The sequence below is a fragment of the Zobellia galactanivorans genome, from assembly GCF_000973105.1.
GTDB classification, from domain to species: Bacteria; Bacteroidota; Bacteroidia; order Flavobacteriales; family Flavobacteriaceae; genus Zobellia; species Zobellia galactanivorans.
Window position 1 is genome coordinate 754,329 of sequence record NC_015844.1, and the last position, 11,844, is coordinate 766,172.

12 protein-coding genes are annotated in these 11,844 nt (G+C 42.9%); 5 read left to right on the forward strand and 7 right to left on the reverse strand.

The genetic code is table 11. The features are described from left to right. The first annotated feature begins 39 nt into the window (after positions 1–39). The 4 genes from ZOBGAL_RS02875 to ZOBGAL_RS22550 are packed head-to-tail and all read left to right on the forward strand — an operon-like array spanning position 40 to position 5,204. A complete protein-coding gene (locus tag ZOBGAL_RS02875; RefSeq protein WP_013992002.1) occupies positions 40–2,289 on the forward strand; it encodes a penicillin-binding protein 1A in 2,250 nt (749 codons plus the stop codon). 27 nt (positions 2,290–2,316) lie between these two features. Beyond that, complete coding sequence (locus ZOBGAL_RS02880) at positions 2,317–3,120, forward strand: Cof-type HAD-IIB family hydrolase (RefSeq protein WP_013992003.1); 804 nt, start codon at positions 2,317–2,319, stop codon at positions 3,118–3,120. Between the two features lie 31 nt (positions 3,121–3,151). Further along, positions 3,152–4,468 (forward strand): DUF819 family protein, encoded by a 1,317-nt coding sequence (locus ZOBGAL_RS02885; RefSeq protein ID WP_013992004.1) that lies wholly within the window; start codon positions 3,152–3,154, stop codon positions 4,466–4,468. Positions 4,469–4,520: 52 nt separating this feature from the next. Then, a complete protein-coding gene (locus ZOBGAL_RS22550) occupies positions 4,521–5,204 on the forward strand; it encodes a ribonuclease HepT family protein (protein WP_013992005.1) in 684 nt (227 codons plus the stop codon). A gap of 3 nt (positions 5,205–5,207) precedes the next feature. Here ZOBGAL_RS22550 and ZOBGAL_RS02895 read toward each other — a convergent pair whose 3' ends face one another. The 3 genes from ZOBGAL_RS02895 to rpiA are packed head-to-tail and all read right to left on the reverse strand — an operon-like array spanning position 5,208 to position 8,474. Then, on the reverse strand, positions 5,208–6,173 hold the full coding sequence (locus tag ZOBGAL_RS02895) for an aldo/keto reductase (protein WP_013992006.1): 966 nt from the start codon (positions 6,171–6,173) through the stop codon (positions 5,208–5,210). Positions 6,174–6,183: 10 nt separating this feature from the next. After that, complete coding sequence (locus ZOBGAL_RS02900; RefSeq protein ID WP_013992007.1) at positions 6,184–7,752, reverse strand: protein adenylyltransferase SelO; 1,569 nt, start codon at positions 7,750–7,752, stop codon at positions 6,184–6,186. A 47-nt stretch (positions 7,753–7,799) separates the two neighbouring features. Continuing rightward, positions 7,800–8,474, reverse strand: coding sequence for a ribose-5-phosphate isomerase RpiA (gene rpiA / locus ZOBGAL_RS02905; RefSeq protein WP_013992008.1), 675 nt, complete (start codon positions 8,472–8,474; stop codon positions 7,800–7,802). A gap of 207 nt (positions 8,475–8,681) precedes the next feature. Between rpiA and ZOBGAL_RS02910 the strand changes: the two genes are divergently transcribed. Continuing rightward, positions 8,682–9,383: a DUF4369 domain-containing protein gene (locus tag ZOBGAL_RS02910; RefSeq protein WP_013992009.1), complete on the forward strand. Its 702-nt coding sequence runs from the start codon at positions 8,682–8,684 to the stop codon at positions 9,381–9,383. Positions 9,384–9,427: 44 nt separating this feature from the next. Here ZOBGAL_RS02910 and ZOBGAL_RS02915 read toward each other — a convergent pair whose 3' ends face one another. The 4 genes from ZOBGAL_RS02915 to idi form a co-directional block, all read right to left on the reverse strand. After that, complete coding sequence (locus ZOBGAL_RS02915; RefSeq protein WP_013992010.1) at positions 9,428–9,697, reverse strand: hypothetical protein; 270 nt, start codon at positions 9,695–9,697, stop codon at positions 9,428–9,430. 82 nt (positions 9,698–9,779) lie between these two features. Further along, positions 9,780–10,742, reverse strand: coding sequence for a type I phosphomannose isomerase catalytic subunit (locus tag ZOBGAL_RS02920; RefSeq protein WP_013992011.1), 963 nt, complete (start codon positions 10,740–10,742; stop codon positions 9,780–9,782). Between the two features lie 32 nt (positions 10,743–10,774). Continuing rightward, entirely contained in the window at positions 10,775–11,182 is a 408-nt protein-coding gene (locus ZOBGAL_RS02925) for a 6-pyruvoyl trahydropterin synthase family protein (protein ID WP_013992012.1), read from the reverse strand. Beyond that, complete coding sequence (idi, locus tag ZOBGAL_RS02930; RefSeq protein WP_046287719.1) at positions 11,166–11,711, reverse strand: isopentenyl-diphosphate Delta-isomerase; 546 nt, start codon at positions 11,709–11,711, stop codon at positions 11,166–11,168. Before idi ends, ZOBGAL_RS02925 begins: the two co-directional genes overlap by 17 nt. Positions 11,712–11,844: the final 133 nt, after the last annotated feature.

An 11,844-nucleotide genomic window follows, 5' to 3' on the forward strand; every position in this document is an offset into this window, starting at 1 on the left:
TCATTTTTTAATTTGATATTGCATCTAAAATTTATCGATTTGGTTTTAAAAAGAATAAAGTCCCCTTTCCTAAGATATACCTTATTGGCGACACTTGCCTTGGTGCTGTTTTTCTTTGTATTCATACTAAGTATTTATTGGGGCGCATGGGGCTCGATTCCTAACAAGGAAGAGCTTTCGGACTTTCAGTACCAAAGGGCATCGGAAGTATACACGGCAGATAGTGTGCTCATTGGCAAGTTTTACCTTTACGATAGGCAGCCTATTGCTTTTGAGGCTATTCCGGAACACCTACGCAACGCACTTGTATCGATAGAAGACGAACGTTTTTACGACCATTCGGGCATTGACTACCAAAGTTTGGGCCGTGTTGCCGTAAAGACGATACTTATGCAAGACCAATCGGCAGGTGGCGGTAGCACCCTCACCCAGCAACTTGCCAAGAATCTATATCCCCGTAGGGACAGAAAAAAAACAAATATTGTAGTCGATAAGATAAAAGAGATGGTAATCGCTTCCCGACTGGAAGACATCTACACCAAGGAAGAGATCCTTACCCATTACCTGAATACCGTTTCCTTTGGCGATAATACTTTTGGCATTGAAAGTGCATCCCTTAAATTTTTCAACAAGCAAGCCAAAGATCTTAACGTAGAAGAAGGTGCCGTTCTCGTCGGAATGCTAAAGGCCACCTATGGCTATAATCCCCGTATATTTCCTGAAAGAAGTCTCGAACGAAGAAACCTGGTACTTCAGGCCATGGCGAACAACCATCACCTTTCGAACGAAGAGAAAGATAGCCTTACCGATAAACCGCTAAAACTCGACTACCGCGATTTTGACAACAATGCCGGGCTAGCCCCATACTTTAGGGAAGAGGTAAGAAAGCAACTGCTCAAATGGAACGCAAAACAAAAGGAAGAAGGCCATGACTACAACATTTACACCTCGGGACTAAAAGTCTATACCACCCTCGATTACAATATGCAGTTCTGGGCCGAAGAGGCCATGCGCGAACACATGCAGTCGCTTCAAGGCCGTTTTGAAAAAAGCTATGGCAAGAACGCACCCTGGCGTACCAACAAAAAGCTGATTGAAAAGGTCGTCAAGCAATCAGGCATATACCAAAAACTAAAAAAGCAGGGTCTCGAACATGGACAGATCATCGATTCGCTCAGCAAAAAGAAGCAAATGGTCTTGACCGACTGGGACGGTGAAAAAACCGTTCAAGCCAGCAGTATAGATAGTATAACGCATTACATGAAATTCTTGAACACCGGCTCATTGGCCCTTGACCCAAAGACCGGTGCCGTTAAAACCTGGATCGGGGGTATAGATTTCGAACATTTTAAATTCGACCATGTTGCCCAAAGCAAACGACAGGTAGGCTCTACGTTTAAACCCATTGTTTATACCACAGCACTTGAAACGGGCATTTTACCCTGCACCTATTTTTCCGCTGAAGAAGTGGCCTATGAAAACCTAAAGGGGTGGTCGCCCAGCAACTCCGGAAAAAAAGACGAAACCTACCTCAACTATTCGATGGAGGAAGCCCTGAGCCATTCGGTAAACACCGTAGCCGTAAAGGTCTTGGAAAAGGCCGGCATCAGCAATGTATTGACCATGGCCAAAAATATGGGTATTTTCTCAAAATTGCCCGAGCAGCCCTCATTAGCCCTGGGTACCGGCGAAATTTACTTGAACGAATTGGCCGGTGCCTATGCCAGTTATGTCAACGATGGCAAGGCCGTTCTTCCCTATCTCATCGAAAAAATAACGGATAAAAAGGACTCCGTTTTAATGGAATTCAAACCGAAACGGGCGAGAAAGACCGCTTTTTCAGAGGAAACGAGACAGATTATGATCGAGATGATGAAAGGCACGATCGACAGGGGTACGGCTTCCCGAATACGTTCTACCTATAAATTGAACAATGCCATTGCCGGAAAAACCGGAACCACCCAAAACAACAAAGATGCATGGTTCGTGGCCATCACCCCCAAACTGGTGCATGTCACCTGGGTGGGACTCGACCATCATGAAATCGGGTTTAAAAGTACAAGTCTAGGACAAGGGGCCAACGCGGCATTGCCTATTTTTGCCAAGTGGATGCAAGAAATGAACAAGCATCCGTATTATAACGAAATAACAAAGGCCCAGTTCGAAAGACCCAATCCGGCCATCTTGGAAATGCTAGACTGCGAACCGGTAAAACGCGATGGTTTCTTCAAGCGTCTCTTTAAAAATCCGGATAAAAAGAAGACCAAAAAATTTAGAAAAGGAAATTAAACCCAACAAACTTTAAATACCGAACCCTTGAATTACAAAATACTCTGTTCAGACTTAGATGGTACCTTATTAACCTCAAAAAGTGATGTTTCCGAGCTAACCATTGCCGAAATACGCCGTATAAAAACGCAAATGAGAATCATCTTGGTCTCCGCAAGAATGCCGAGCGCCATGACTTATTTACAACAAGACCTTGGTATAGAAGACCAACCTATCATCTGTTACAATGGCGCCCTGATACTCGATGGCGACCAAGAACTTTCTTCAGTGCATATCGACACGGACCACCTTGATGAAATATACGGGTTGGCCAAGGCCAACGGTACCCAACTGGGCCTGTACCACAAGAACGAATGGTATGTACCCACAGACTCTGAACGGGTACAGAAAGAGATCAGGTACACCAAGACCACACCGGTTTTCAGACCCACACCGGAAACCCTTTCCGATTGGAAAGACCGCGAACTGGGGGCCCATAAAATAATGCTCATGAGTACCAAAACCAATGCCGACGCCCTGTACCCCATTCTTGAAGAAGAACTAGGCTCCTACCTCAACCTCTATCGTTCCAACGATACTTTGATCGAAATAGCCCCAAAATCCGTTTCTAAACTATCGGCCATACAATCGTTGTTGCGACAAGGTGAATCATTGGAACATGTAATTTCCTTTGGCGACAATTACAATGATATTGAAATGCTGCAAAACAGTGGCTGTGGGGTAGCCGTGGGTAACGCCCGGGAGGAAGTAAAGGCCATTTCCAATGCGGTAACCCTGCCCAATACCGAAAACGGTGTGGCACACTATATTCGAAAGCATCTGGTAATTTGATTATATTTGAAAAAAAGCATTCCAAAATCATATGACCGAACCGTTATTACCCGCTCCACTAATAACCGATGACACCGTTGTTTTTGGATTATTGGCGCTCTGCCTAGGCTTCATTTTTTATGGCTCATCTAAGGAAAAAGGCTTCTGGAGCAAATTCTACGGCATTGTTCCCGCCGTACTCATGTGTTATCTATTGCCGGGTATTCTCGCCTCTACAGGCATTATTGCAGAAAAGTGGCATACGGTAAACGAGGCGGGTGAAATCATTGCCCACAGTTCAAGACTTTACCATGTAGCCAGTCGCTATCTATTGCCTGCGGCCTTGGTGCTAATGACCTTGAGTATCGATTTAAAGGCCATTGCCAACTTAGGCTCAAAGGCATTGATTATGTTCTTAACGGGTAGCGTGGGAATTATTATTGGCGGACCAATTGCCATTTTGATCGTATCGATTTTTTCCCCCGATACCGTAGGCGGAAACGATTTTGATGCGGTATGGAGAGGACTTTCGACCATTGCCGGCAGTTGGATCGGTGGTGGGGCCAATCAGGCCGCCATGTACGAAATCTTTAAATATACGCCTGAAAAATATGGTGCTATGGTGCTGGTAGATATTGTTGTCGCCAATATTTGGATGGGCATTATCCTAATGGGTGTAGGTCGTACCAAACAAATTGACAAATGGCTCAAGGCAGATACCTCCGCCATTGAAACCTTAAAAGTAAAAGTCACTGCCTTTACAAAAAAAATCTCCCGCGTACCTACCTTAACGGATTATTTGATGATGCTCTCTTTTGCCTTTACCGCCACGGGTATTGCGCATTTCTTTGGGAATAATATTAGCGATATATTGACGAATTCTTTTGAAAGTGTAAGCAACCAAAAAAGCTTTCTGTCTTTCTTGGGTTCCAGTTTCTTTTGGATGGTGATTATTGCCACGGCAGCTGGTATAGCCCTATCCTTTACCAAGGCTAAAAACTACGAAGGTGCCGGTGCCAGCAAAATTGGCCAAATGTTCATTTATCTCCTTGTAGCGACCATAGGTATGAAAATGGAGCTCGGAAAAGTACTTGAAAACCCCGGATTGATCGCTATTGGTTTTATTTGGATTTCCATTCACGCCCTTCTATTGATCTTGGTCGCCAAACTCATAAAAGCTCCCTTCTTCTTTTTGGCGGTAGGTAGTCAAGCTAATGTAGGTGGTGCCGCTTCGGCTCCCGTTGTTGCCGCGGAATTTCACCCATCCTTAACTTCCGTGGGGGTACTTCTTGCTGTTTTTGGTTATGTAGTAGGTACGGGTGGAGCACTGCTGTGTGCTTATTTGATGGAAGTTGCTTCGGCACTATAGGTTACAGTCACTTTTTAGTACATAAAATTGAAGGTATTTAAGTCTCAATAGAATGAAAAACGAACCATGGAAGTCTGGCCCTAAAGAGTTGTTACTTCACGGTCTTGAACATATTTCTTTAGACACAGATTTTGACAATAGAATGGGTATGATTCTAGTCGATAATTCAGTGGAATTAATGCTTAAAACCTATTTAGGTTTACCAAAACGAATCACAGGCCTAAATGGTGTTACTAGAAAAATTTATGATGACGCAATTAAGAGTTTTCCAAGCTTACTAGATACCATAGAAAAATTTGCCAACAAGAAATTAATAGGAATACAACTAGGAGAAATAGAATGGTATCATCGTATTAGGAATCAACTCTATCATGATGGCAATGGAATAACCGTAGAGAAAGAAAAAGCTATTGCATACTCAAGTATTGCTAAAATTTTGTTTGAAAATCTATTCAACGAAAAGATTTTAGATGTAAGAAACCAATATGAATTAGACGATTTCCTTATGCTATGGGCCGACTTCAATAAACTAATCATACAACAAGGTCCTAAAATATATAGCTGTAAAAGTTGGACTGAACTATTCTCCTTATCTCAAAAAGAAGAAGAAAAGTTAAACGGAATAGTTGAGTTTAGAAATAGGTTTATTCACGAACCTAATAATATTAACCCCGAATTGCTAACAACCCGTATAAAGGAACTTAATGAAATTATATTTACCATTCAAAAAAAGTAAACATCAATCCCAACTCAACTGACTGCGTTCTTTCCAATAGGCCGTAGAATCTACTTTTGCCTTGGTAAGTTCCGCTAGTTCTTCTTCATCTAATGTGAAGGTATTCGCTTTTAAATTTTGGTCCAATTGATTTATATCGGCCGCTCCGCTTAGCACATAGTCCGGTTGAAGATAATCCATCACAAAACGAAGTGCGATGGCATCAATACCTACTTGGTAACGTTCGGCCAGGGTCTGCAATGTCGTATAGAGAGATTTGTAGTGAGGGTATCTTTCATTGGGAAATACGCGACCGTTGGCCAAGGCTTCCTTTATGATCAATTTCTTCCCCTGTGCCTGCACCTTCCGCAGAATGGGCAAAGTGGCCTGTTCAAGCATATTGAAGGTAACTTGAAAACTATCAAAGACCACATCGCCGTTTATGCTTATTTGAAGTGCTTTTTCAATGACCTTCCTTTGATCGGGCCCACTGGTGGAAATACCGATTTTGAGTCCGGTCGTTCTTTTTATTTCCAATAGCTTTTCCAACACCGGTTGGTTTTCGAGTACCCCACTTTCAAAAGTGGCGGAATGGATTTGATAGTACTGCAAGGCGGGAAGCAGTTCTTTAGAAACCTGCCATTGCTCCGTAAGCTTCCCTAGAGAGTGTTCTTTTACTTCATGGGGACCATCATAGCCCAATTGCCAATTGGCGACATAGGTATAGCCCCATTTGGTTCCGAAAACTACGTCTGTATGCTTTCGGTCATCGTTCCAAGCCTTTAAAAATTCTTCGCCCTTTCCGTAAGACGGGGCGGTATCGAAATAGCGTACCCCTTTTTCATAGGCATCGTCCAATACTTTTAAAGCATTGGCCCGAAAGGCCAACTCTGACTTATCCCTTTCGCCAGAATCAATGTTGATATATTCCGGGCGGCCCAAAGCGGCCATTCCCAAGCCGATTTCTGTTTTAGGTTTTTCCTTTGTCATTGGTTCTATTCTAAGAGCTACACGACAACATAGAACAGCCTACTTTGTTTCTTGCCCAATCAGGGCGTTTGGCAAACCATTTTTCTTGTTCCGGTTGTTCGTCATAGGGCTTTTTCAAAAGTACGAACAGTTCGTCGATCAAGGCATAATCTCCTTTATCGGCAGCATCTATGGCCAATTGCGCCATATAGTTACGCAACACGTATTTAGGGTTTACGGAGTTCATTTTTTGCTTTCGTTCCGTATCGGACAGTTCTTCTTGGCCCAAACGACTCTGATACGTGGCAAACCAGACTTTCCATTTTTCGAGTACTTCACCGCTTACCTCGTCGGGCACATAGAAGGCCTCTCCCACCACTTCCATAAATGCGCCTGAATCTGTTACTTGCTTTTTAAAATTGGCCAAATTCCGAAAGAACAGAGTCATATCGGTTTCGGTCAGCTGTAGGTTTTCCTCTAAATCATCGAGTAAATGTGGGTCAAGATCATCTGCTTTATACAGTCCGATCTTAGATTTCATCATATCCCTATATTTCTGCTCGAACTTCGTCTTGAATCCTTCCAAAACGGCTTCTAAAGGTTCGGCCTCCCCGATCAAGGGAAAAATCGCATTGGCCAGTTGATATAGGTTCCACAGACCGATATTGGGCTGGTTCCCGTACCGGTATCGTTTATGCTGGCGGTCCGTGGTATTGGGTGTCCATCCATGGTCATAACCTTCCAACCATCCATATGGGCCGTAATCGATGGTCAAACCAAGAATAGATAGATTATCGGTATTCATCACACCGTGTACGAAGCCCACACGTTGCCAGTGCACCAACATCTCTAGGGTAGCATCTGCCACAGCCTGAAAAAATTGAACATAGCTTGCTTTGGAAGGCGCCCCCAATTCCGGAAAAAAGTGTTTTATGGTATAATTTACCAATGTTCCCATAGTAGCGGTATCTTCCCTTGCCGCAAAAATCTGATAGTTTCCGAAACGAAGAAAAGAAGGAGCAACCCGACAGACAATAGCCCCCTTCTCATAGGCAGGATTGCCATTGTAAAGCACATCGCGAAGCACTTGGTCGCCCGACAAGGCCAATGACAGTGCGCGTGTTGTAGGTACCCCAAGGTGGTACATGGCCTCACTGCATAAATACTCTCGAATAGACGAACGTAAAACCGCTAGGCCATCGGCTGTTCTTGAGTACGGGGTTTCACCGGCACCTTTTAACTGCAAGGCCCAATGTTTTCCGTTGTGTTCCACTTCCATAAGGTTAATGGCCCTTCCATCGCCCAATTGCCCGGCCCAATTGCCGAACTGATGTCCTCCATAACACATGGCGTACGGGGCTGTTCCGTCGAGAACGGTATTGCCCGTAAATACCTTTAGAAATTCTTCACTTCGGATATCTTCTTCTGACAGCCCTAGCTCTTCGGCCATTTCAGGGGACACGTGAACCAATGACGGCCGGGCCGTATGTTTTGGCGTCACGTACGAAAAACAGGCCCTTTCTACCTGCCTTCTGCTATTTTCAGTAATAGGATCGGCCGGTAGTTCCTTATTGAAGGTATCTTGTATATTGAATTTCATCCGTTTCGTTTTATAGTCCCCTTATTTCTTCTTAAGATAGGAAAAACTTACTTTTTAAAAGAAGTAACCGTCTGCCCCTTGCCCATCAATACCAAATCGGTAGTAGACAGGAAGAGTCCGGTTTCGACCACCCCTGGAATTTGGATAAGTGTCCGGTTCAATTCCTCTAGATCATCCTTTTGAAAAATATCGACATCTACAATGCAATTGTTCTCATCGGTCTTATAGACCTCATCATTTTTCATGCGCAGCTGTGGATGCAGGTCCATTTTCCCTAGTTCTTCCATAATGTTTTGGGTAGCAAAAGGAATGGTTTCCAAAGGAAGTTTGAATTTCCCCAAACGATCGACTTCTTTTCCCGAATCGGCTATAATCAGGTTGAAACGTGAATTATGGGCCAAAATTTTCTCACGGAGCATGGCACCTCCCCCACCTTTTATCAACCGTAATTGAGCATCAAACTCATCTGCCCCGTCAATATTTATGTCGAGTGTTCCCGCATCTTCCAAGGAAATTAAGGATATACCCGCTTGCTTGGCCAATCGGGCCGTCACATTCGACGAAGGCACCCCCTTCATTATGAGTCCGCCTGCCACCCGCTTACCGAGCTCGGCTATCATAAAAGCGGCGGTAGATCCCGACCCCAAGCCAACAAGCATTCCGTTTTTTACATACTCTGCCGAAGCAATGGCAGCATTCCATTTTTCTTTTTCAATATTCATTCAATATGTATTATTAAAATTAAAGGGGCAAGAACGTATATAGCTATTTACAGAAACTCAACCCTTATTCGTCGTAATACGAACTGTTCTCTTACGATATACCGATACAAAAGTACGCTTCTATTACAGAAAAACTCATCGATTTAAAAAATAGCTTCTTAAGGAAACCAAAAAAAATACAGATATTTGCGCTACCAAAAAACGACGATGAAGAACATATTTTTTTTAAGTGCTATTATCCTTTTATTGCTTTCTTGTGGAGGGCCTACCGAAAACACCATGAACGTTACCGGAAATGTAAAGGGACTGAAAAAAGGAACACTCTACCTTCAACACGTGCCCGATTCCGTTTTAACCACCATAGATTCGCTACAAATAGACGGTGACGGCAATTTTTCCTTTACAACGAAACTTGAAAGTCCGGAAATTTTCTATCTCTACTTAGACAAAAAAGACGCCAACGATATCAATGACCGAATTACCTTCTTTGGTGAACCGGGTACCATTACGATCAACACGACTTGGAACACCTTTGATACCAAAGCCAAAATTGAAGGCTCGGAAACCCAAAAAAAGTTGGAAGAATACCGACAAATGATGTCGAAGTTCAATATGAAGACCTTAGAGATCGTTCGATTGGCCAACGACCCGAACAAGGTTCTAGACTCGGTACAATTAGACTCGATGCAGCGATTGAGCAACCGCAACCTGCAGCGTAGTTATGCCTTTTCCTTGAATTACGCACTGAACAACAAAGACTCTTATATAGCGCCTTACATCGCCTTAAATGAAGTTCCCGATGCCAATGTAAAGTATCTGGATTCCATTTACGGTTCACTAGCGCCCGAAGTCGCGGAATCGAAATACGGCAAGCAATTAAAAACCTATTTGGAAACCCTTAAAAAGTAAAAAAGCCCGCAAATGCGGGCTTTTTCATTTAACTTCTAGAAGGTCTAGCCTAATTTGTTCACCTTTTCTACAAGGGCACCGGCTTTCTTCTCCAATTCTTGACGTACCTCTGTTAAGTGTTTCTTTCTATTGTCAACACCTCTTTGGTTTACCTTTTGGATCAAGGTATCAAAAGTTTCGATAGCCTCGTCAATAACCTTGGCTCCCTCTTTCGATTCTTGGTCGGCATTGGCAGCTTCTACAATGTATACCGCTTCAATGATGTCTCCCAAGACATTATTAATATCTTTCTTTAATTCTTTTACACTTGCCATTTTTAATAAATTTTACGCAAAAATAAGCTATTTATAATCAATTTATGCAGAAAATATACAAAGCCAAAGGTAATTTGTCACATTAAATGGTCACTTCCAAGAGCTTAGCCCCCTCGGTGGTGATTTTTATGGTATTCGAAACCGCGGGCAAAAGGGTGGTCTCACCTCTTTTCAATTCTACCGAACCGTTCTCATTGGCAATGGTAGCCGAACCGCCCACACACATAAAAATAGTAAATGAATCACGGCCGCTAACATCTTGGGTCAAGCCGGCATTCAAGTCTAGAAAGTCGGTTTTGAAATAAGGGCAATCTACCATGGCGTTCACCGTATTCTTCTCTTGACTATACTTCACCTTAAAATCATCTTTTTTGGTGTAATCAATGGCATCTAATGCCTGTTCGGTATGTAATTCCCTAAGGTTTCCGTTCTTATCTTTTCTATTGAAATCAAAAACACGGTAGGTAATATCGGAAGTCTGTTGAATTTCGGCCAACAATACACCTGCACCTATGGCGTGAATCTTTCCGGTATTGATAAAAAAGGTATCGCCCTCTTTTACCTTTTCATAGTTCAAAAGGTCTAATAGGGTATCGTTTTCGAGACTTTTGGCATATTCTTCTTTGGTAACATCTTTGTTGAAACCAACGATAAGGCTGGCGTCGTCATCGGCATCCATCACATACCACATTTCTGTTTTTCCGAAGGAATTGTGACGTTTTTTGGCCAACTCGTCATTAGGATGCAATTGAATGGACAGATCCTGTTTGGCATCGATAAACTTGATAAGGATAGGAAAGTCGGTTCCGAACCTATCGTAAACACTTTTCCCCAAAACATTCTCGGGCTCTTTTTCTATTAGGTCTTGTAATGAGGTACCTGCCAAATCTCCATTGGCCACTACGGAAATATCTCCCGACACGGTGGAAAGCTCCCAACTTTCACCGGTAATATCGTTTTCAATAGGTTTGCCCAAAACGTCTTTAAGCTTGGTGCCGCCCCAAAGGCGTTCTTTTAAAATAGGGTTGAATTTTAAGGGATACATAGCGTTTTTTTTATAGTTGTTTAATTTTCGCTTTAACCGGAATAGGTCACAAAATTTCGAGGGGTTTCATATAACACGACTTCCAAATCATGATTTGGATTGATGTGGGGCCGTAATTTATTCCAAATAATAATGGATATATTTTCAGCTGTGGGATTGAGGTCTTTAAATTCAGGAACTTCAATATTAAGGTTCTTATGGTCTAGGGCGTCTTCTACTTTTTCAGCTATCAAATCTTTTAAGACCTTCATATCCATTACAAAACCCGTTTCAGGGTCTATTTTGCCTGTAACGCTAACCACCAATTCATAGTTATGTCCATGGTAATTGGGGTTGTTACACTTTCCGAAGACCTGGGTATTTTTCTCATCGCTCCAATCTTTACGATATAGGCGGTGGGCCGCATTGAAATGGGCTTTTCTACTAACCTTTACTCTCATCTTCCGTTGGGTTTTGTCCGATATGATTATAGAACTTTTCAAAAATAATCTTGAACCAAGCTGTGTACAAATCGGGGTTTTGGGCTATATCTTTTTTGATGGCCTCGGGTTTCATCCACTTCCAGTCGGCCACCTCATCTGGATTGATCTTTGGCTCACCGTTATAGCTGCCCATCATTACGTGGTCTAGCTCATGTTCGGTAAGGCCATTGTCAAAAGGCGCCTTATAGATAAAGGAAAAAAGTTCCTTGAGTTCCGTTACAAAGCCCATCTCTTCTTGCAACCTTCTCTTTCCGGCCTCTATGTTGCTCTCACCTACCCGTTGGTGACTGCAACATGTGTTCGTCCAAAGTTCGGGGGAGTGGTATTTGTGGGCCGCCCTCTGCTGTAGCATGGTTTCCCCTTTATCGTTCATGACAAAAACCGAAAATGCCCTATGGAGCACGGCTTTCTCGTGCGCTTCCATTTTAGGCATGGTTCCTATCGGGTTATTGTCTTGGTCTACTAAGATGACTTCTTCCTCTTTCAATAGCAATGTTTTTCTTTGATGGGTACGACTAACTTCCTTCCTCCACAAAAATAGCACCTTTCCATTAGTATCGAACCAAGAGCTTGATAAATTATGGTTATAGATCTCCCAATTCTCCTTAAAAAAAACAAAA

What these genes read in the sequence shown, in the direction of transcription:
- ZOBGAL_RS02895 (WP_013992006.1), bottom strand. Translation starts at nt 6,173, where the DNA reads ATGACAAAGGAAAAACCTAAAACAGAAATCGGCTTGGGAATGGCCGCT.
- ZOBGAL_RS02885 (WP_013992004.1), top strand. Translation starts at nt 3,152, where the DNA reads ATGACCGAACCGTTATTACCCGCTCCACTAATAACCGATGACACCGTT.
- ZOBGAL_RS02925 (WP_013992012.1), bottom strand. Translation starts at nt 11,182, where the DNA reads ATGAGAGTAAAGGTTAGTAGAAAAGCCCATTTCAATGCGGCCCACCGC.
- ZOBGAL_RS22550 (WP_013992005.1), top strand. Translation starts at nt 4,521, where the DNA reads ATGAAAAACGAACCATGGAAGTCTGGCCCTAAAGAGTTGTTACTTCAC.
- ZOBGAL_RS02900 (WP_013992007.1), bottom strand. Translation starts at nt 7,752, where the DNA reads ATGAAATTCAATATACAAGATACCTTCAATAAGGAACTACCGGCCGAT.
- ZOBGAL_RS02910 (WP_013992009.1), top strand. Translation starts at nt 8,682, where the DNA reads ATGAAGAACATATTTTTTTTAAGTGCTATTATCCTTTTATTGCTTTCT.
- ZOBGAL_RS02915 (WP_013992010.1), bottom strand. Translation starts at nt 9,697, where the DNA reads ATGGCAAGTGTAAAAGAATTAAAGAAAGATATTAATAATGTCTTGGGA.
- rpiA (WP_013992008.1), bottom strand. Translation starts at nt 8,474, where the DNA reads ATGAATATTGAAAAAGAAAAATGGAATGCTGCCATTGCTTCGGCAGAG.
- ZOBGAL_RS02920 (WP_013992011.1), bottom strand. Translation starts at nt 10,742, where the DNA reads ATGTATCCCTTAAAATTCAACCCTATTTTAAAAGAACGCCTTTGGGGC.